Below are 22,416 nucleotides of genomic sequence, written 5' to 3'. Positions count from 1 at the left end.
AAACCTTGAGAAATCAAGGTTTTTTTGTTTTTCTGTAACACACATCCAATGCTATAGCTCTAAGCTAGTCCCCCACAGAGAGACTACTGTTGCTCCCCAAACTAAAACTTGTTCATTTCATCCTCCTCCAGATATAATTCTGTCTGTCCAGAGCAGCCTCCCTCTCCCAAATCAAAGTCTAACCTAAAATTACCATTAGTTTTACCAAAAGAGGCGCAGGTGTACATCCCAGGAACTCCTTCGTCCGAAGCTTTGCATAATTAAAGCCGTGCATTATTAACTTTAAGTACCTGCATAATAATTTTGAAACGTTTCCAAATTAACTATTGAAACGTTTCCACTTTGGTGCTATTATAATTTTCAGAAGAGAGTCGGAGGTGTTCAATGACAAGCATTAAAGATGTAGCCAACTTAGCCGGCGTTGCAGTAGGTACCGTGTCCAGAGTCATTAACAACTCTGGCGCCGTCAAACCCAAGACACGCCAAAAAGTAGAAGCAGCCATAGAGGAACTGAATTATTTCCCGAATGAAGTGGCCCGGAATTTTAAAATGCAGAGGTCCAGGATGGTCGCCTTATTGCTGCCGAGTATCTGGAATCCCTTCTTTTCTGAGCTGGCCTATTATATTGAGGACGAGCTGGACCGGGAAGGCTACAAGCTGATGCTGTGCAACAGCGGCGGCAAGCCCGAAAAGGAGCTCTATTATCTCGATATGCTGCGCCAGAACAAGGTGGCCGGGATCGTGGGCATCACTTACAACGATATCGAGAATAATGTGAGCAATGATATTCCGATCGTAAGCATTGACCGGCACTTTAACAAGAAGATCACCTGCGTCACTTCGGATAATTATGAGGGAGGCCGTCTGGCTTTGAGGGAGCTTGTGAAGGCGGGAGCCAGGAAGCCGGCATTTATGGGGAGCGTCACCTCGGTATTCAGTGAGACCATGAACCGTAGAGAGGGCTTTATCCATGAGGCGCAGGCTTTGGGCATCGATTATGTAATCTACGAGAAGCCGGATCCGATCGTGGACAATCTAGCCTTTATTAAGGAATTCCTGCAGAAACACGGCGATGCAGATGGCATTTTTGCCATTACCGATATGCTTGCCGCCAGTTATATCGATCAGGCCAGTAAGCAGGGTATCCGGGTTCCTGAGGATGTGAAGGTCATCGGTTATGACGGCATTCAGGACAGTCCGTATTTTCATCCGATTCTGTCTACCATCAGGCAGCCGGTGGAAGAGATGGCGCGCATGACGATCAAACTGCTGTATGACAAGATCGAAGGCATTCCGCTGGAGAAGCAGGTGTACCGGATACCTGTTGTGTTCAGGCAAGGCGAGACTACATGATCTTCGGCAGATCAGAGAAACATCAGCTTATCCGTATGGATGCACCGACTGGCGTTTTTCTTTTCAAAATTGGAAACGTTTCAAGTTCTCAAATATATTTTTTACCCTAAATTGGAAACGTTTCAAATCAACTGTTATTTTACATTGAAAGGGAGTATCAGCGTGAATTCAAGAATCAGTACGGCAGATCATACCATGATCAAACCGGGACGCAAAAGATGGAGCCGGTTCAAGCGCGACTATGAGCTGTATCTGTTTTTGCTGCCGATCATTATTCTGTATCTCGTATTCAAATACTATCCGATGTACGGGGTGCAAATTGCGTTTAAGGATTTCTCGCCGAGCCAGGGGATCTGGGGGAGTGAATGGGTAGGCTTCCAGCACTTTAAAGATTTTTTTAATGCTTATAATTTCTGGACCATCATCACAAATACGCTCTCACTTAGTTTCCTTTCGCTGTTGTTCGGCTTCCCGGCACCAATCATCATCGCCATTATGCTCAATCAGATGCTGGGCAAGTCCTATAAGAAATTTGTCCAGACCGTAATTTATGCGCCGCACTTTATTTCGACCGTTGTGCTTGTGGGGATGCTTAATGTGTTTTTATCGCCCAACAGCGGTCTTGTTAACCACCTGATTACCGCGTTTGGCGGGCAGCCCATCCTCTTTATGGCTGATGAGGGCTGGTTTCGTCCACTCTATATCCTCTCAGGGATATGGCAGGAGACAGGCTTCGCCACGATTATCTATCTTGCTGCGCTTGCGGGAGTCAATCCGGAACTGCATGAAGCGGCTATCATGGACGGGGCGAGCAAATGGAAGCGCGTGTGGTACGTGGATATTCCGAGCATTCTGCCGACGATTGTTATTCTGCTGATTCTCGCACTGGGCAATATTATGAGCATTGGCTTTGAAAAAGCATTTCTGATGCAAAGCGATCTGAATTATGCCACCTCCAATATTATCCCGACCTATGTCTATGAAATGGGGATTCAGAAGGCCCAGTACAGCTTTTCTACGGCAGTCGGCCTGTTCAACTCCCTGATTAATATCATCCTGATTTTCACCGTAAACCGGATCGCCAAAAAGATGACAGAAACCAGCCTGTGGTAAGGAGGAAACAATCATGAACCAATTAATGAAGCGAAAAAGCAGAGGGGACGCATGGTTTGACATCATCAACTATATTTTGCTGACCCTCATTATGCTGCTCGTGCTATACCCGCTTTACTTTGTGCTGGCTGCCTCGTTTAGCGATCCCAATTATATCTACTCCGGTGAGGTCTGGCTGTTTCCGAAAGGCTTCACGCTGGACGGCTATGAGCGGATATTCAGTGACTCCTCCATCTGGATCGGATACGGGAATTCCATTCTGTACGCAACGCTGGGGACCTTAATTGGAGTAGCTGTGACGGTATTTGCAGCGTATCCGCTGGCCCGTAAGGATCTGGCCGGGAAGTCGGTGATTATGTGGTTTTTGCTGGTTACGATGTTCTTCAGCGGCGGGCTGATTCCGACCTACCTGCTGATAAAAGATTTGCACATGCTGAACACGATGTGGGCTCTGGTCATTCCCGGGGCAGGCGGTGTATTTAACGTCATCATTGTCAGAACCTTTTTCCAGTCGTCCATACCGGATGAGATGTGGGAAGCGGCCTCGATCGACGGATGCTCGAACACCAGATTTTTCTGGAGCATTGTCCTGCCTTTGTCCAAGTCCATTCTGGCAGTGATGGTGCTGTACCACGTGGTCGGCTTCTGGAATGGTTTCTTCGACGCCTTGATCTACCTGAATGATGAGAGCAAGTATCCGCTGCAATTGGTGCTCCGCAACATTCTTGTCCAGAATCAGGTTAACTCCGGGATGATGATCGATGTGGAATCCTATGCAGCCAAGATGCGCGTGACCGAACTGATTAAATACGGGGTCATCATGGTATCCAGTCTGCCGCTGCTGATTTTGTATCCATTCCTGCAAAAGTATTTTGTCAAAGGCGTAATGATCGGTTCGATTAAGGGCTGATCCTCATATCCGGCACTTGAGAGGGGGGATGTACCGCCGTATTCAGGCCAAAAATAGCAGTGCAACAGTTAACAGGTGTGATGAACAAAAGGGAGGTTATGGATAATGAAGTCTTTATTCAAAAATGCGGGGATTGTGGTGTTGGCCGGAGCGTTTGCGCTGAGCGGGTGTTCAAGTAACGGAAACGGGTCAGAGAATCAGGCGGAGAATCCGGATCAGGGAGCGAATTTCAATGCAACTGGTCTTCCTATTGTAAACGAAACAGTATCTTTAAGGATGGTAGCCCCGAAGGCGGCCTTGGCCCCGGAGTTCACGGAGATGGAAATCTTCAAACGGCTGGAGAAGGATACGAATGTAAAGATTAACTGGGAGAACATTCCCGATACCGACTATACAGAGAAGAAAAACCTGCTGCTGGCGAGCGGCGACTTGCCGGATGCCTTTTATGCGGCCGGGTTTACCGATTATGAGCTGATCAATTACGGTGAAGACGGAACCCTGATTCCGCTGGAGGATTTAATAGAACAATATGCCCCTAATTTGAAAGCGCTTCTGGACCGCCGGCCTGATATCAAATCATCCATTACTGCACCAGACGGGCACATTTACGGGCTGCCTTCCTGGGAAGAAAATAACCTGGGAACAAACCCTTTCTTTCACGTTATCAATAAAAGCTGGCTGGATAAGCTGGGCCTGAAGGTGCCGGAAACGCTGGATGAATACACGGAAGCGCTGCTGGCCTTCAAAACACAGGATCCGAACGGCAACGGCAAGCAGGACGAAATCCCGCTTAGCTTTATGCACATGCAGTGGTGTATGGATATCGCCGGACTTTTCGGAGCCTTTGGACTTCCGGATAACCTGGAGCACCGTGTCGTCCGGGACGGCAAGGTTATTTTTACGGCAACTCAGCCTGAATACAAGGAAGCTCTGAATTATTTTCATGAAAAATGGTATAAGCAGGGTCTGATCGATCCGGAATCCTTCACTCAGGATGCGGCGCAGTATCTGGCCAAAGGTAAAACAACAGAGGAGACGCTGGGCTCCTACGTCTGGTGGGAAGTAGAAGAGGTTGTCGGTACTGAACGTGCCAAGGATTATGTTCTGCTGTCCCCGCTTAAAGGCGCGGATGGGGAGCAGACGATCGGACGCGCCAATGGCGGCGGGCCGGGACGCGGATCTTTTGTCATTACCAAAGAGAACAGCAATCCGGAAATCACCATGCGCTGGATCGACCAGCAGTACGAGCCTTACATGGCTGCTCAAATCCACTGGGGTCCGCTGGATGTCGTATACAAGAAGGATGATAACGGTAAGCTCGTGAATCTGCCGCTGCCTGAGGGAGCGTCTGCAGGTGAGTTCCGCCAAAAGGTTGCTCCGGGATCCGGCGCGCCCGGCGTCATTACCTTCGATGATTTCGGAAAAGTGGTAGATATGGAGCCACGGGCCCAGCAGCGCGCTGCTGACCTGGAGAAATTCTACAATCCTTATATGGAAAAAGAAAACTATCCGGGCATCTTCTTTGAGCCGGAGGAGCTGGATACCATTAACAAAATTGAGCCGGAACTGATCAAGTATGTAAATACACAAAGAGGAAAATTCATTGTAGACGGCGGCGCAGATGAGGCATGGGATAGCTACATCAAGACACTGGAAAAGATGGGTCTGAATGAATTGATGGAAATCTATCAGACCGGACTGGACCGCTACAATGCAAATCTAAAACAATAAATAAATAGAGGGTTAGGTGGGGAGAAGCTGTGCTAGATGTTATCGCGATTGGAGAAGTATTGATAGATTTTACACCAGCAGGCCGTTCAGCCGCGGGGAATGAGCAGTTTGAGTGCAATCCTGGAGGAGCTCCGGCCAATGTGGCCGCTGCGTTGTCCCGTCTGGGTGCAAAATCGGCACTCGTCAGCAAGGTTGGAGCGGACTCTTTCGGCTCCTTACTGCACAATACACTGCTGAGCAGCGGTGTAGATGTAGCGGGTGTATCGGTAACGGATGAAGCAAGTACGACCTTGGCCTTCGTACATCTGGATGAGCAGGGAGACCGGTCCTTCAGCTTTTTCCGGAAGCCGGGCGCGGATACCTTCTTGCATTCAAAAGATGTTCCGCTGGAACGGTTTGACAGCTGCAAGGTACTGCATTTTGGCTCATTGTCTATGACTCATGAACCTGCCCGTACAGCAACCAGGACGGCCGTTCTTAAGGCTAAGGAAGCGGGAGTGCTGCTGTCGTTTGATCCGAATATCCGGTTTGCGTTATGGGAGAGCAAGGAGGAAGCGAGACAGCATATTCTTTGGGGTTTGAATTATGCCGATATCCTGAAGGTTTCTGAAGAAGAGCTTTCTTTTATTACGGGCACAAACGATATTGGAAAAGGTTCACTTGCGCTTCAGCAGCAATTTGATATTGCACTTATTGTCGTTACTTTAGCGGAAAAAGGCTGCTATTATCGTCTGGCCGGCCAGGATGGATATGTTCCGGGGGTTAAGGTCAAGGCCGTTGATACGACAGGAGCAGGAGACGCTTTTCTGGGCTGCCTGTTATATAAGATTCTGGATAACGGGGGCTCCCTGAAGGAGCTGACCGTTCAGCAAATCACCAGCATGCTGAGTTTCGCCAATGCCGGCGGAGCGCTGGTTACAACACGAAAGGGGGCTCTTGGGTCCATGCCTACGACAGATGAGATTAACCGCCTGATGGAGTCCGCCAAACTGGACAATGACGACCGGTTCAGACCGGGCTTCCACTTTTCACCTCCCGACAACTGGGCGAATGATCCCAACGGATTAGTCTACTACAAGGGAAGCTATCATCTATTCTATCAATATCATCCATATGGTAATAAGTGGGGTCCGATGCACTGGGGCCATGCAGTAAGTGAAGACCTGGTTCACTGGGAGCACGCGCCTGTTGCGCTATTCCCGGATGAGCATGGTGCGATTTTTTCAGGCTGCTGTGTAGTGGACTGGAATAACAGCAGCGGTTTATTTGAAGAATCCCAAGGAGGACTCGTTGCGATCTTTACGCATGCGGATACCCATCCGGAGACAGGCCAGCCGCGGCAGCGTCAGAGTCTGGCCTACAGCAGCGATGAAGGTCAAACCTGGCAGAAGTATCAGGGTAATCCAGTGCTTGCCGAGGAGGAGCTGATAGACTTCCGGGATCCCAAGGTGTTCTGGCATCCGCAAAGCGGGCAGTGGATTATGGCGATTGTTGCAGGAGACCACGCCCGGTTCTATGCTTCAGATAATTTACGTGAATGGTCGCTGACCGGTGAATTCGGCAAAGAAGAAGGCTCGCATGACGGCGTCTGGGAATGCCCGGATCTGTTTCAGCTCCCGGTGGATGACACCGGTGTTTCCAAATGGGTGCTTATTATCAGCATCGGGGACAATCCCGATTGTCCAGAAGGCTCGCGCACACAATATTTCATTGGTGAATTCGACGGAAAGACGTTTATCAATGACAACCCGGCCGATCATATTCTGTGGCTGGATTATGGCAGAGATAACTATGCAGGTGTTACCTGGTCGGATATTCCGGAGCAAGACGGCCGCCGCGTCCTCATCGGGTGGATGAGCAACTGGAAATATGCCAACGAGACCCCTACCGGTTCCTGGAGAGGTGCAATGACTTTGCCCCGTGCCTTGTCATTGACCAGCAAGGACGGGAGCATCGTGTTGACCCAAATGCCTGTCCGGGAAATAGAGCAGCTGCGGAAAGAATCCTTGAGCTGGAAGGATGTCACGGTTACGCCTGAGACTCCTTTCTTACAGCAGACCCATTATAATCTGCTGGAGATTGAAGCAGTGCTGGATGTCCGGTCAGGGGATGGAATCTATATTCACCTGAAATCCTCCGGACAGGACGAGATCATTATCGGTTACGACCCTGCTGACAAGCGGCTGTTCACCGACCGCTCCCATTCAGGTGTGACTGATTTCCATGCGTCGTTTGCAAGCCGGCATGGTGCCAGCCTTGCTGCGGTGAATGGACAGCTCAGGCTGCAGATCTGGCTGGACCGCAATGCGGTTGAAGTGTATGCGGATAATGGCCTGGTTGTGCTGACCGATCAGATTTTCCCTGAATCTCCGATCGAGAGTATCGGAATCCGTACGCAGACAGGGCAGGTGGTCGTGAACTCCCTGCAGATTCACAAGCTGGACGCTGTTCAGATTCCATATGTCAGTACAGGGCAGCCATCAAGGAGGAATGAGGCATGAGCAGCTCGGCGGGAGACCGCGGACTAAAGAGGTATTGGGCTTTTGATGAAGGAGCCGGAGCAGGTGCGCTGGAGAAAGTCACTGATACGATGGATGATGTCCATTATGTGTTTAATAATGCGGAGTTTACCGATCCTTGTAATCCGCCATGGAGGCAGGGAGTGGCAGGAACCAGTCTCCTCTTCGATGGTTACTCAACCTACATTGAACATTCTGTCCATGGCGAAGGTCGTAGTGGAGAGCCGGAATTTCTGACGGCTCTCAGCATCGGGGTATGGATAGCCCCGAGAACCTATGAGTGGGGGCACGAGGGCAAGCTGGCCGCCATTGTGAACCGGTACAATAAGGATGCTAAGCATGGGTACCTGCTGGGCATGTTCCGTCACGGCTCCTGGTCCTTCCAAATCGGGCTTGCAGGCGGGGAATGGATCGAAATCTGGTCGCCTGACGGCTGTGAGCTGCCCAAGAATGAGTGGTCTTACGTAAATGCCGTGTTCAATGGGGATGAAGGTGAGCTTAAGCTGTATTTGAACGGCAGCGGGATTGCTTCGGCGGTGATACCTGCCGGTTCAAGGCTGGCAGTAGCGGCAGATACTGATCTGCTCATCGGCAGGAACAATCACAGCAGCAAGCTTGCAGAAGTATTCACCCTGCATATGTTCAGCGGTCTTATGGATGAGCTGAAGTTGTATAGCCGTGCGCTGAGCAGCGGGGAAGTGGCTGCTTCTTATCAGGCGGTGCTCGCTTCACATGGAGGCGTCCGGCCGCAAGTGGAATATGAAGCTATCAGGCTGGAACGGACGCCACTGCTTGCGGACCGGCACAGACCACAGTATCATGTCAGCCCGCCGGCCCATTGGATGAACGAGCCGCATGCACCGGTTTATTTTGACGGGCAATATCATCTGTTCTATCAGCATAATCCGCAGGGACCGTACTTTCATCATATTCATTGGGGGCATTGGGTAAGTGAAGATCTGGTACATTGGCGTGATCTCCCTGTGGCCCTGGCGCCTGAGAAGGATCAGCTCGCACCCGACGGAATCTGGTCAGGGAGTGCGACTTATGATGCTGACGGCCTGCCTGTCCTGTTCTTTACGGCCGGTAATGACAGTGCATCACCGAATCAGAGTGTGGCGCTGGCCAGAAGCACTTATTCATCAGACGGGGACCCTGATCTGGTCCGGTGGATCAAACATCCCGAGCCGCTCATTGTACAGCAGCAGGGGATGGGGGCATTCGGAGATTTCCGGGACCCGTTCGTGTGGAAGGATGAGGACGGCTGGTATGCCCTGGTAGGATCAGGCGTAGAAGGCGGCGGGGGATCTGCGCTGGCTTTTGCGTCAACAGACATGCTGAACTGGACGTACAAAGGATCATTCTTTGAAGCGGATATTCAGAAGTTCCCTTATCTTGGGCCCATCTGGGAGCTCCCTGTATTCCTCCCTCTGGGCAGCGACATGCAAGGCGTGAGCAAGCACCTTCTGCTGGTCAGCCCTGTGGGAGCTGGAGCCGATGTTGAAGTGTTCTACTGGATCGGACAGCTGGACAAGAATAATCTGTCATTCATACCGGATCAGGAGGAACCACAGCTCATTGATGTCGGTGATTTCCATTTTACCGGCCCGAGTGGAATGGTCGATCCGGTGACAGGCAGGAATATCGTCTTTACGATTGCGCAGGGTGACCGTACATCCGTGCTGGAATACCAGTCAGGCTGGGCTCATAACGGCGGTTTGCCGGTAAGCGTGTATTTACGGGAGGATGGCCGGCTTGGAATCGAGCCGATTCATGAGCTGCAGTCACTGCGGGGTGAGAAGCGATTATCGCTTCATGACAAGTCATTAACAGAAGCCAATGATCTCTTGAAGGCTATTCAAGGCGATATGCTGGAGATTCAGCTGGAAATGGAGCGGGGCAGTGCTGCACAGCTTGGAATCAAGGTCCGGTGTACACCGGATGGAGAGGAAGAAACGCTGCTGTATTATGACTGGAAGGAATCCATGCTTTTGGCCGACCGGACGAAAACATCACAGCATCCGGAAGAAAAATGCCGCGGAGTTCAGGGCGGTAAGCTGGAGCTGTCAGGTGAGAATCTGAAGCTGCATCTCTATCTGGACCGCTCCATGGTCGAGGCCTATGCCAACGGACTCAAAAGCCTGACGACCCGTGTATATCCGGGCCGCAAGGATGCCTTGGGGCTTGTGCTTTGGGCAGATGGCGAGCCGTTGGTGAAGTCGATGGAAATTTGGGAAATGAAGTCTATATGGTAATGCGGAGCGCCACGGCGCTCCTTCCCTCATGGGTACAGCAATTAACGCAAACAAGCAGACAATTGTTTGTAAGCGCTTCATTTAATCGAACATAATGAAGGAGGCTTGTTAATGAGGAAAGCTAACCGAAATACATCCTGGATTTCCAAAATAGTTGCAGGGGTTATGGTTCTGCAGCTTGCGGCCCCAGGTATTCAAGGCACAGCCGCAGCCGGGGTTGAGAAGGAAGGCGGGGAGGCTGCGGCATCAAGCCCGGCTCCGGGACTGTCCGTTACCGGTTCAGTCTATCAGGCACCCAAGCTGGAAGGGAGCTCGTCCGTTACGGATGCGGTCTATGAACTTGTGAATCCGGGCTTTGAAACCGGAGACTTGACGGGATGGACTGTAATTAGAGGAAACGCGTTTGGTCCGGATAGTGTATCCGTGGAATCCACCTGGTGGGCGGAACAAATCCCGTATAACCAGGAGGGTACTTATCATTTAAACGGCTGGAAATATGACGAGGCTGCTACAGGCGTGCTGCGGTCCGGCAGCTTCGAGCTGGGCGGCAGCGGGTGGATCAGCTTCAAGCTTGGCGGCGGCAAAAATCCGGATAAGGTCTATGTAAATATTGTAGAGGCGGATACGGGACAGGTGGTTGCCAGGTACGGCAACAGCACATTCGCCGACGTGGGCTTCCCGAACCCCGCCCAGGGCATGCGGCTTGCCAATATGGAGCAGTATAAGGCCGATCTTTCCGGACATTTGGGAGAGAAGCTGTATGTAGAGATCGTCGATAATGCAACTGCGGATTGGGGTTTGATTTTTGCAGATGCCTTTAACATGTACCATGAATCAGAGCCTGCCGGCGGCACTGTTGCTAAAGATATTAAGCCGGATTTCCAGCGGTATCAATTCCAGAATCCCGGCTTTGAAACCGGCGATCTTACAGGATGGACCGTGGTGGAAGGCGAAGCGTTCGGGCCAGAGAGCGTATCAGATGAAACTACCTGGTGGGCTGAACAAATCCCGTACAATCAGGAGGGCACTTATCATCTAAACGGCTGGAAATATCCCGAAGCTGCGACGGGAGTCCTTCGTTCCAGCACCTTTGAGCTGGGAGGAACAGGCTGGATAACCTTTAGGCTGGGCGGAGGCAAGCATACAGATCAAGCCTATGTGAGTGTTGTCGATGCCGATACCGGAAACCTGATTGCCAGATACGGGAACAGCGAATTTAACGAATCCGGGTTCCCGGACCCGGCGCAGGACATGAGGCTTGCCAATATGGAGCTGTACAAAGCGGACCTGTCCAAATATACCGGCAAAAAACTGTATCTGGAAATTGTTGATCATGCAGTCTCGGATTGGGGAGTGATTTTTGCGGATGACTTCCAGAGCTTTAACGAGAGCGTGCCGGAAGAAGGGGTAATGGCCGGCAACATCATTCCGACTGAAATTACGAATCGCAGTTTTGAGACAGGCAACTTTGAGGGCTGGACGGCTACTGGGGAGGCTTTTCAAGTAACGGATGAAGCTCACGCAGGTAAAGAGGGCAACTTTTATGCCAAATCCTCCCTCCAGGGACAGGGCTCTATTACCTCAAGCGCCTTCACGCTTCAGGGAACCGGGACGATTAGCTTTAAGGTTGTAGACATTGTGAATCCGGAGAGTGCCTACGTAGGATTGTACGATGCCGGAACTGACGATCTGCTTGAAAAGACCGGGAATGCCATCGTAAATCAACAAATTACCTGGAATGTGCATAAGTACTACAACAAGAGCCTTTATATCAAGGTTATCGACTCGTCTGATCAGTCCCGGATTGCCGTTGATGCTTTCCAGGCAAACAGTACGGGCAACATCTTCTATATGAATTTTGATGAAGGTGCGGGCAAGAAGGCACTTGAGCAAGTAAGCAATCTTGAACACGATGTCAACTATGTGTTTAATAGCGCCAGGTACATGGACTCCAAAGATCCGAGCTGGACTCCGCGCGGAGTAAAGGGCGGTGCCCTGCTGTTTGACGGATATTCGAATGATATTGAGGTTAACGCGAAGGATACCATTTCCGTAAGCGACGCGCTGACGGTCGAAGCCTGGGTTGCTCCGCGCAGCTATGAATGGGGAGACGGGAATAAGCTGTCTGCCATTGTGAATCAGTCCGATCAGGATAAGGCGGAAGGCTTCGCGCTTGGCATGTTCCGGCATGGCACATGGTCGATGCAGGCGGGAATAGGCGGACAGTGGATTCAGGTATGGGTTAAGGATCATCCGCTTGAAAAATACAAATGGAATTATGTGGCGGCCACCTTCGACAAAGAAGCCGGAATGATTAAGCTCTACCTGAATGGTCAGGAAGTAGCATCTCAGGCAACCCCTGTCAGCATTCCGATCACACCGTCAACGGAGAACCTGATTATCGGAAAAAATAACAGATCTGCTGAGTTTGTGGGATTGTTCTCCTACAACATGTTCAGCGGACTTATCGATGAAGTGAAGCTGCAGAACAAGGCGCTCACGGGTCAAGAGATTCTGGCCGAGTATGAAAATGTGAAGACGCTTCACGGCGGTGCGGTTCCGGACATTCCAGACGGTGATATTGATGAATACCCGGGTGTGTTTGACGGGGATCAGCACCGTCCCCAGTACCATGCAATGCCGCCGCAGAACTGGATGAACGAAGCGCACGCACCGATTTATTTTAACAGTAAGTATCATTTATTCTATCAGCATAACCCGCAAGGTCCGTTCTGGCATCAAATCCACTGGGGACATTGGGTAAGTGACGATATGGTGCACTGGGAAAATGTGAGGCCTGCACTTGCACCTGAGGCAGGCACGCTTGATCCGGACGGTGCATGGTCAGGCAGCGCAGCTTATGACCGTGACGGTAATCCTGTCTTGTTCTATACCGCGGGCAATGACTCTCTATCACCGAACCAAAGAACAGGACTGGCAACCCCGGCTGATTTATCGGACCCTAACTTGGAGGAGTGGGTGAAATATCCTGAACCGGTAACAGAGCAAAACGGAAACGGCATTCATAACGAATTCAGAGACCCGTTTGTATGGTATGACCAAGAGACGGATAAGTGGTATCAGCTGGTAACCTCCGGTCTTAAAGACTTTAGCAGCGGCACCGCTTTGGTCTACGTATCCGATGATATGTACAACTGGGAGTATAAAGGACCGCTTTATGTCAGTGACAGAAGCTTGTATCCGGAGCTTGGAACAGTATGGGAACTGCCGGTGCTGCTGCCGTTAGGCAAAGATAGTACCGGCAACCAGAAATATATTTTCATGATTAATCCCCATGAAAAGCCGGAGCACGTTCTGCCGGCGAATGATGTGCAACGGGATGTTGAGGTTTTTTACTGGATTGGAACCTGGGACCGGCACCACTTCAAATTTATACCTGACCAGGAGGCACCGTCCAAAATGGATGTAGGCGACGGCTATTTAACCGCAGAGAGCGGGATGGTCACCCCTGACGGAAGAACAGTCGTGTTCTCCATGGTGCAGAATGTAAGAACACCGCAGGCGGAATATCAGGCCGGATGGGCGCATAACCTGGCGCTGCCGGTTTCACTGAGCCTGGATGAGCACGATGAATTGCGCATTGAGCCTATTGAGGAATTAAAGAGTCTGCGAGGAGATAAGGTGGTTGATTTCTCGGACAAAAATTTGGCTGCTGCCAATCAATTGATCCACAATGTCAAAGGCGACATGCTGGAAATCGTCATGGAGATCGATCCGGGCGAAGCCCAGAAATTCGGCCTTAAAGTGCGGCGCTCTGACAACGGCCAGGAAGAAACACTGATTTACTATGACAAGAGCGATAATACATTTAATGTAGACCGGACCAAGAGCAGTATCGATCCGGATGTCCGGGTGGATGGGATTCAGGGCGGACATGTAGAGCTTGACGGAGAGAACCTGAAGCTACACATTTTCCTGGACCGTTCGGTAGTTGAAGCCTTTGCCAATAATAAGAAAAAGCTGACTACCCGCGTCTATGTAGGCAGATACGATTCCTTGGGTCTGCAGGTCTGGGCCGATAACGATGTTACGGTCAAGTCGATGGAAGTATGGGAGATGAATGCTTTGACAGGTGAACCAGCAGCTCCGGTCTATGTACCTGACAACTGGGACAACTCCGTATACACCGATATTACGGATCTGCCCAACCATGATTTTGCCACAGGCGACTTGACGGGCTGGATTACGGAAGGGGAGGCCTTCCAGGATATCCATGTGACGGATGCCCGGTTTTTCTGGGACACAATCTATTTCAATCCTTCACATAAAATACCGGGCGGCTATCATTTGTGGGGCTTCAATGAGGAGGCTGGCGGCGACAGCTTAACGGGCACGCTGAAATCACAGAATTTCATCCTTGGCGGAAACGGCAAGCTCAATTTCCTGGTCAGCGGCGGGCGTGATATTGATAAGCTATACGTCACACTGGTCCGGGCATCGGACGGCAAGGAGCTGTTTAAAGAGACGGCCACCAATTATGAGGAATATCAGCGGAAGATCTGGGATGCATCAGCGTATATCGGCGAGGAACTGTACATTAAGGTTGTTGACCAATCCACAGGCGGGTTCGGACATATTAACGTCGATGATTTCAATGTACCGGTTAAGGTGCAGAACGGTGTAGACCCAATTGACCCAACTGACCCGACAGACCCAACTGACCCAACTGACCCGACAGACCCAACTGACCCAACTGACCCGACAGACCCAACAGACCCAACAGACCCGACTGACCCAACTGACCCAACTGACCCAACTGACCCAACTCCTCCCGTTCCAACCAGTCCGCCGGGTAATCCTGTGATCCCTGGAAGCATGCCGGATAGCCAGAGCAGCTTAAATTTCGAACTGGCCAAAGGTGAACGGCAGGTGTTGTTTCCGGTCAAGCTGGCGGCAAATGACGGGAAGAATGCCCTAAAGGTTAAGCATTCAGATGTGGAGATTGAAGTTCCTGCGGAGGTTTTAAAGGAATTACAGGCGCTGGTTACCGGCAGCGGATTGGAACAGTCGCAGATCTCTTTCCAAATGGGGGTATTATCTCCGCAGCTGGGCAGGGAGCTGCTTGACCGGGCAGAAAGTAAGAATCAAGCAGCTGTCTCCGCAGCCGGAGAGGTCTATGACTTCAAATTATCTATCGTGAAGGCCGATGGAACAGTGCTTGAGCTGAAGAAGTTCTCCCAGCCTGTCACAATAAGACTGAGTGCCAATGAGAATTCCCAACGGGATCTGACTGGCATCTACTACATCGCTGATGACGGCAGCCTGGAGTACATGGGCGGCAACCGTTCGGACGGTAAATGGACAGCAAAGGTGAGTCATTTCAGTACATTTGCGGTTCTTACCTACGACAAAACATTCGAAGATGTGAATGCATCGTATTGGGCTCATGATGTGATTAAAAAGATGGCGGCCAGACAAATGGTCTCGGGTATCAGTGAAACAGCGTTCGCACCAAAGCAAAACGTGAGCCGGGCAGAATTTGCTGCCCTGATTACCCGGGCACTGAGTATAAAATCTGCCAACACAGCGATATTTAAGGATGTGGATTCAGCAAAATGGTACGCTTCTTCCATTACAGCCGCTTATGAGAATGGGATTATAACAGGCAGAAGCGCGGATACTTTTGCACCGGAGGAATCCGTAAGCCGGGAAGAAATGGCGGCCATGATCTACAAAGCGTATCTGTTTCATACAGGCCGGAATGCTGCCGTTAACCGGTTAAGCAGCTTTAGGGATGCGGATCACATCAGCAGCTGGGCTGCGGATGCAGTCGCTGCTGCACAGGAGCTCGGATTAATCAGCGGCCGCGGAAATCAATTGTTTATGCCGCATGAGGAAGTCATCCGTGCAGAAAGTGCGCAGGTCATTTCGCTATTGCTTGAAAGGATTGAGGAGCAGAAGGAGCGTTAATGCAGCAGAATGGGAATATAAGCTTAAGGTGTTTATTAACCGAGAACCTTTGCGGTATTATGTCGGCAGAGAAGAGGCGATGAATGCCAGAATGTACGTTACACTGATTCCGGGATTTCCGGTGCTGTAATCTCTTTATAGCTGTCTCATCTGCAGAGAAACCTGCAAATGGGACGGCTTCTTCTTTTACTAACCTTTCCCGCGTTCAGGTTTCTCCCCGTATTCTTTGCCAAATGCCTCCATCTGTTTAAGTACAGGCAGCAACTTAACTCCCTTCTCTGTCAGCGAATATTCGACCCGCGGCGGTACTTCCGAATACACATCGCGTTTAATTACCCCGTCGTTCTCCAATTCTTTAAGCTGCTTTGTGAGCGAGCCTTGCGATAAGCCGCCCAAGAATTTTTTTATCTCGGTAAAACGGCGGGTTTCCCCTTCCAAAAACCAGATAATGAAATATTTCCAGCGCCCTGAAAGCACATTTTGCGTAAAGGCTATTGCATACATATTCCTGTTATCATCAATAAACTCTTTTTCAAATCCGCCATTACATACCCTCATGATCTCGCTCCCAGTCTATAAGTACAAAAATATGTACAATGTTCATTTAAATTGCCTTCTTTTCAAATCAAATGTATGAACGTATGATGGTGTCAAAGCCGCAAATCAGTACAAATAATATTATTTAATTAGCAAGCTAATGATTATTGTAACATAACTCGCAAAGGAGACCAATCAAGTTGTTTAAGGCTATATTCAATATACGGTGCTAAGAAGAGAGGATGTAAATAATGAAAAATCGTGTAGCAGATATTCTTGGAATTGAAAAACCCATTTTACAAGGACCTATGAGTTGGATCACAAATGCTGAATTTGTTGCTGCCGTAAGTAATGCGGGTGGTTTAGGGATTCTTGGTCCTAATGCCGGCCAAACGACAATTACAACCTCTCCAGAGGAAACCGCAGAACGTATGCGTCGTGAGATTCGTAAGACAAAGGAACTGACGGATAAACCCTTTGGGACAACTTTAATTACTGATACAGATATGAAGTTCACTTGGCCAATTTTGGAAGTTGTTATTGAAGAAGGAATACATGTTGTTCTTCTTAATGGCGTTGAAGGAACCCTAACTGAAAAGATCATTACCCCATTGAAGGAAGCAGGCATTAAGATTGTCTACCGTCCTCTAACGCCAACGATCGAAGATGCAAAGGCTGCTCAAGCTATGGGTGTTGATGTTTATGTTGTTACTGGATTTGATGAGGGGGGGACATTGCCGACAAGTGTCATTGGTACTTTTACAATAACTCCTATTATTGTTGATGTGCTTGATATTCCAGTAATCGCTGCCGGTGGTATTGGTGATGCCCGCGGTGTTGCAAGTGCCTTTGAATTAGGGGCAGAAGGTGTCTTTCTAGGGAGCCGTTTTATTCCTACTGTCGAGAACCCGGCAGCACAATCAGTAAAGCAAAGGATAGTGGATTCATCCGCAACAGATTTGTTGCTGTACCGTACTTTACCAGCGTACTACCGTTCATTGCCTACACCATTTGCAGAAAAACTGGTGGCTATGGACAACCAGGGCGCATCCCGTGAAGAAATTGCTAAGATTGGGGGTAGCTCTAGTGTAATCCGTATCGGTATGCTTGAAGGTAACGGTGAAGGTGGAATCATCACTGTTGGTACTGGAATTACGCCAATCAAGAAGATCCAAACTGTACAAGAAGTGGTTAATGAGTTGGCAACAGGTATTAAGTAATTGCCTTCTTTGCAAATCAAACGTATGAGCAAGATGATGGAGACGAGGTTATTAATTCATACAAACATCAGCAAATAGTTAGTAAGCTAAAGATTATTATGACATAACTAGCAAAGGAGCCTACCCATTGAATAATACGCTTGAATTGCTTCAAAATCACACCTCCGTTCGTTCGTATACAAACCAACCCCTGACAGAGGAACAACTGGAGGCAATCTTTAAGGCGGCTAATCAAACCTCTTCCTTCAGCCTTCTGCAGGCCGTTTCGATCATCAGAATCACTGATCTGGATCTTCGTAAAAAGGTGATGTATCTCTGTGGTAATCAGCCTTACATTGAAGAAGCAGCAGAGTTTTGGATTTTCTGTTCTGATTTCAACCGGAATCATCAGATTGCCCCCGATGTTGATATTGAATATATTGAATTTCTGCAAATTGGTTCACTTGATGCCGGGTTAATGGCACAAAATGCGTTAACGGCTGCAGAATCTATGGGACTTGGCGGCGTTTTTATAGGCGGGGTTAAATTAAATATCAATGAATTATCTGAAGAGTTAAAATTGCCTAAGTATGTGATTCCGTTGGTGGGATTATGTATCGGTGTTCCGTACGGAGATAAATCTGAGCTGAAGCCTCGGTTGCCTCAATCCATGGTATTATTTGAAAACCAGTATCAGCCACTCGATAAAGAGCAATTAGCCGTCTATGATGAAACCATGCTGAAGTATTATGAGGGCCGTCCTGTTAAAGCTCCATTCACCGTGAAAAAAGTAAAAGGGTGGAGTGAGCACATCCGGGATCATCTTCAAAGAAGTATCCTGCCCGAAATGCTGGAGTATTTAAACAAGCAAGGATATGCCAACAAATAAGAAGCCATTCAGAGAGATGGACACCTCAATTTCACCATGTTATAGTTAGTCCGCTAAATATACTTTACAAGTTGAGGGTAGACTATGAATGATAAGGTTGATTGCGATATTCGTCAGTCGTTAGACCGGATTTCTTCCCAAATGCGCCGGGATTATAGTGAGTCTCTAAGGGAGCTTAACCTGTATGTAGGCCAGGAGAAATTACTTTACCGGTTGTGGCTAGGTGATGGGATTACACAAATGCAAATACGCGAACATCTAAATTGTGAACCCCCAACAGTAACAAACATGGTTAAGTCACTGGAGCAAAACGGATTTATTTACCGTAAGCGTGATGAGCAGGATGCGAGGGTAATGCGGATTTTTCTTACAGATAAGGGTAAAGAATTAGAAGAACCGGTAGATATCAAATGGAGACAGGAGCAGGATAAATTACTACATTCCGTTTTACCGGAAGAACGCTTGCTTTTGAGAGAGCTTTTGAAGCGGCTGGAAAGAAACTTATTTTAAGTTTCTTTTTGTGAATATAATTAGCATGCTAAATATTAAACAGGATAATACTTAGGAGGACTAAAAATGAGATTTGGAATTATAGGTGCAGGGCCAATCGGGTCAAATATTTCTCGAAAACTGGTTGAGAATGGGCATGATGTTAAGATTGCAGATGCCCGCGGCATTGAACGTTTGGAAGGAAAGAAACTCACAGGAACACCTGTGAGTATCGAAGAAGCAATTACCAATATCGATGTACTTATCATATCGATCCCTTTCCACGCATTGCCAAGCATTCGCAACATTGTAGATAAACTTGAGGAGGAAGTAATTGTTGTTGATACATCAAATTATTATCCTCAAATGAGCGGTGAAATTGAAGAAATTGAGAACGGGATGGTTGAAAGTGTCTGGGTATCAAATCAATTAGGCAGGTCAATTATTAAAGCTTTCAATAATTTATTAGCCTTTACCTTAGAACATAAAGGTACTCCGGAAGGCAGTAACGGACGTATTGCCACAGCGATTGCCGGTAATGATCTGCACCAAAAGCAAAAAATCATGAATCTGGCCAATGAACTAGGGTTCGATGCAGTAGATAGTGGTTCATTAATTGATTCATGGAGACAACAGCCAGGAACCCCGGCATACTGCACGGAACTAACCAAGGAAGAACTAAGCGAGGCATTAAAAAAAGCAAACAAAGAAAAAGCCCCATCTTTACGGGATAAAGTGATTGAAATCTTATCGGCGGCTACAAGCAGATACTCACATATAGAAGTAGTTAATCTAAACAGAGAAATATATCAATCCTGATTCAGGAATGGATCCGCAGGCTGCAAATAGCCGCTGGAATACCCCCTCATATTGATAACTTAAAATCGATATGTCTATAATAAGCGGTATGAAGGGGGGAGCAGACGATTCGCTATCTATACGAATTTATTCAGCATCAGGACGATCTGCCGATGAAGCTCTTCGTGAATTCCGTGCAGCATATTGATTTTCATTGGCATAAGGAAGTTGAGATCCTGTATGTTCTCCACGGCTCGATTAACATGTATCTGGACCAGAAGCAATATACGCTCCAGGAAGATGATATTCTCGTGATAAACAGTATGTCGGTTCATAAGATTGAGCGGACCCATCAGGATAATGTGCTGCTAACCCTGCAGTTCGGCCCTGAGCTGCTGCATAATAATGCGTTCATCTCCTGCAACTCTGCCGGTCATTCCGGGCAGGACCCATCGCGGCTGCACAGCATCAAGCACAATCTTGCGCAAATGGTCTGGGAGATTAACAAGAAATCTCCGGGTTATCACAGCTACACGACAGGCAGATTACAGATGTTATGCGGATGCCTGCTGCGATATTTTTCGGACGGGACGAATCCGGCGGTGGCAGAAGGAAGCAAGGATAACGATTATAAAAGACTGAACAGTGTCCTCACATACATCGACCGCCACTATAATGAAAAGATTACGCTGCAGGATATGGCGGACTCCGAGCATTTAAGCCTGCATTATTTTTCCCACTTCTTCACGGACAAAATCGGAATTCCCTTTCAAAAGTATTTGACGCTTATCCGTCTGGAAAAGGCCCAGCTTCAGCTGGCGGAAACCGATAAGACCATCTCCGAAATTGCCCTGGATTGCGGATTTGCCAACGTGAAGCTGTTCAACAAGTATTTCAAGGAAAAATACGGCTGCACGCCGGGTTCCTACCGGGAGGCTTCGCTCGCACCGGAGCCGCACCGGCTGAACCTGAACCGCAAGCCCAAAACATATGAGGAATCCTCAAGCGGGGACTATTATGAGATGGACACGATGAATGCCATAGGTTCATTGTACCGCTATCTGGACGTCAAAACGGATACCGGTCAGTCCGGTGTTCCGCTGTCAGCGGCTCTTGCGGCTGCCCCCGAGCGGATTGAGGTTCGTGCAGACCAGACACCGGCATTTTATAAAAAGCACTGGAACATCACCACGACGGCCGGAAGAGCCGTAGAAGGTCTGCGCGAGGATTGGCGGAAGCAGCTGTCTGCCTTGAAGGGAAGCATCCCGTTCCGGTATATCCGGTTTCACGGCATTTTTAATGATGAGATGATGGTATACAGTGAAAATGACGACGGCACACCGGTCTATAACTGGTCTTATGTGGACAAGCTGTATGATTTCCTTCTGGAGCAGGGAGTCCGGCCGTTTGTTGAATTGAGCTTCATGCCGGGACAGCTGGCGAGGTCCAGGGAAACGCTGTTCTGGTGGAGAGGCAATATCAGTCCGCCGTCTGATCCCGCCAAGTGGGAAGCGCTGGTCAGGGCCTTCATCCGGCATTGTCTGAACCGTTACGGCGCGGATGAGGTGAAGCAGTGGTATTTTGAAGTGTGGAACGAGCCGGATCTGGCAGGGGTCTGCTGGGCAGGCAGCAAAGAAGAGTACTTCGCTTTTTACGAATCCACCGTTCATGCGATTAAATCAGTGCTGCCGGAGCTGAGGACAGGGGGGCCCGCCATGGGGTACGGCTCGATCTGGAACGATACCTGGGCTGAGGACTTTTTAGCTTACTGCCGCTCGATTTCTTTTCGTTCCATATTTATTCGGAGTACCCCAAGCTAAAAACGGAAGAAGGCCGTTTGACCCGGATCATGCCCCCGGCATTTTTTAAGGAAAGCATTGACCGTGTGCGGCAAAAAATGAAGGCGGCCTCCTACAGTGACGTTGAGCTTCATATTACCGAATGGAATTTTTCGCTGTACGACCGGAATCTGCTGCATGATACGATGTTTATGGCCCCGTTTGTCATCTACCAGACGATGAATACGATCGGGGACGTGGAGGCGATGGCCTACTGGTCCTTTACCGATGTTTTTGAAGAAAGCGTCGTTCCCGCTTCCCCGTTCTATGGAGGCTTTGGCCTGATCAGCCGCGACGGGTTGAAGAAGCCCGGATGTTACGCGTTTGAACTGATGCAGAAGCTGGGTGACGAGCTGCTGATGCAGGGGGATGGTTATGCGTTTACCCGGAAAAGCGACGGAAGCCTGCAGTTCCTGTTCTATCACTACGTCCATGTGGATCAGCTGTTTGCGAGCGGAGACTGGTCGGAGCTATCAGGCTCCACCCGTTATGATGTATTTGAGGAAAAAGGCAGCAAAGCCTTTGAAATCACGCTAACCCGGCTCACAGGGCCCTATAAATGCACCAGCTATCAGCTGGACCGGGAGCATGGTTCGGTATTTGATGAATGGATGACTATGGGCGCGCCTGATTTTTTAACGCAGGAGGAAATTCAGTATTTAAACAGCAGAAGCGGTCCGGTCATCCGGACAGAGCTTGTTGAGCAGGAAAGCTGGCGCAAAGAGATTGTACTCCCGCCCCATGGGGTGCTGCTGCTCCAGCTCGAAAGGCAGTTTTAATTGAAAATACACCGCGCAAACATCCCTTTTCTGATGAAGGGGTGTTTTTTGTTGTTTATTTTGAATAGAAGCAGA

General features: G+C 49.1%; 12 protein-coding genes and 1 pseudogene. 12 read left to right on the top strand and 1 reads right to left on the bottom strand.

All coding sequences use genetic code 11. The features are described 5' to 3' along the window. The first annotated feature begins 384 nt into the window (after positions 1 to 384). The 7 genes from NST84_RS22370 (at position 385) to NST84_RS22340 (ending at position 15,812) form a co-directional block, all read left to right on the top strand. Positions 385 to 1,353: a LacI family DNA-binding transcriptional regulator gene (locus NST84_RS22370; RefSeq protein WP_342562341.1), complete on the top strand. Its 969-nt coding sequence runs from the start codon at positions 385 to 387 to the stop codon at positions 1,351 to 1,353. Between the two features lie 195 nt (positions 1,354 to 1,548). After that, positions 1,549 to 2,466: an ABC transporter permease subunit gene (locus tag NST84_RS22365; protein WP_342566494.1), complete on the top strand. Its 918-nt coding sequence runs from the start codon at positions 1,549 to 1,551 to the stop codon at positions 2,464 to 2,466. 13 nt (positions 2,467 to 2,479) lie between these two features. Beyond that, a complete protein-coding gene (locus NST84_RS22360) occupies positions 2,480 to 3,376 on the top strand; it encodes a carbohydrate ABC transporter permease (RefSeq protein ID WP_342562340.1) in 897 nt (298 codons plus the stop codon). A gap of 105 nt (positions 3,377 to 3,481) precedes the next feature. Next, positions 3,482 to 5,107 carry an ABC transporter substrate-binding protein gene (locus NST84_RS22355; protein ID WP_342562339.1) on the top strand — a complete coding sequence of 542 codons (1,626 nt, stop codon included), beginning with the start codon at positions 3,482 to 3,484 and terminating at the stop codon, positions 5,105 to 5,107. A 29-nt stretch (positions 5,108 to 5,136) separates the two neighbouring features. After that, entirely contained in the window at positions 5,137 to 7,608 is a 2,472-nt protein-coding gene (locus NST84_RS22350) for a PfkB family carbohydrate kinase (protein ID WP_342562338.1), read from the top strand. Further along, positions 7,605 to 9,881 carry a GH32 C-terminal domain-containing protein gene (locus NST84_RS22345; RefSeq protein ID WP_342562337.1) on the top strand — a complete coding sequence of 759 codons (2,277 nt, stop codon included), beginning with the start codon at positions 7,605 to 7,607 and terminating at the stop codon, positions 9,879 to 9,881. The genes NST84_RS22350 and NST84_RS22345 overlap by 4 nt, the downstream gene beginning before the upstream one ends. Before the next feature lie 111 nt (positions 9,882 to 9,992). Continuing rightward, on the top strand, positions 9,993 to 15,812 hold the full coding sequence (locus NST84_RS22340) for a GH32 C-terminal domain-containing protein (RefSeq protein WP_342562336.1): 5,820 nt from the start codon (positions 9,993 to 9,995) through the stop codon (positions 15,810 to 15,812). Positions 15,813 to 16,001: 189 nt separating this feature from the next. On the opposite strand, the gene NST84_RS22335 is transcribed toward NST84_RS22340, so the two are convergent. Then, positions 16,002 to 16,370, bottom strand: coding sequence for a helix-turn-helix domain-containing protein (locus NST84_RS22335; RefSeq protein ID WP_342562335.1), 369 nt, complete (start codon positions 16,368 to 16,370; stop codon positions 16,002 to 16,004). 230 nt (positions 16,371 to 16,600) lie between these two features. On the opposite strand from NST84_RS22335, the gene NST84_RS22330 reads away from it, so the two are divergent. The 5 genes and pseudogenes from NST84_RS22330 (at position 16,601) to NST84_RS22310 (ending at position 22,341) form a co-directional block, all read left to right on the top strand. Beyond that, complete coding sequence (locus NST84_RS22330; protein ID WP_342562334.1) at positions 16,601 to 17,569, top strand: nitronate monooxygenase; 969 nt, start codon at positions 16,601 to 16,603, stop codon at positions 17,567 to 17,569. A gap of 127 nt (positions 17,570 to 17,696) precedes the next feature. After that, entirely contained in the window at positions 17,697 to 18,437 is a 741-nt protein-coding gene (nfsA, locus tag NST84_RS22325; protein ID WP_342562333.1) for an oxygen-insensitive NADPH nitroreductase, read from the top strand. An 84-nt stretch (positions 18,438 to 18,521) separates the two neighbouring features. Further along, positions 18,522 to 18,947, top strand: a complete 426-nt coding sequence (locus NST84_RS22320; RefSeq protein WP_342562332.1) for a MarR family transcriptional regulator — start codon at positions 18,522 to 18,524, stop codon at positions 18,945 to 18,947. A 66-nt stretch (positions 18,948 to 19,013) separates the two neighbouring features. After that, entirely contained in the window at positions 19,014 to 19,745 is a 732-nt protein-coding gene (locus tag NST84_RS22315) for an NAD(P)-binding domain-containing protein (RefSeq protein WP_342562331.1), read from the top strand. 152 nt (positions 19,746 to 19,897) lie between these two features. Further along, positions 19,898 to 22,341: pseudogene (locus NST84_RS22310) on the top strand (helix-turn-helix domain-containing protein). The last annotated feature ends 75 nt before the right edge of the window (positions 22,342 to 22,416 follow it).

Source organism: Paenibacillus sp. FSL R7-0345 (assembly GCF_038595055.1).
In the GTDB taxonomy this organism is placed as follows: domain Bacteria; phylum Bacillota; class Bacilli; order Paenibacillales; family Paenibacillaceae; genus Paenibacillus_AQ.
Note: the sequence above shows the minus strand (reverse complement) of the source record. Positions and strands in the feature narration are given on the sequence as shown.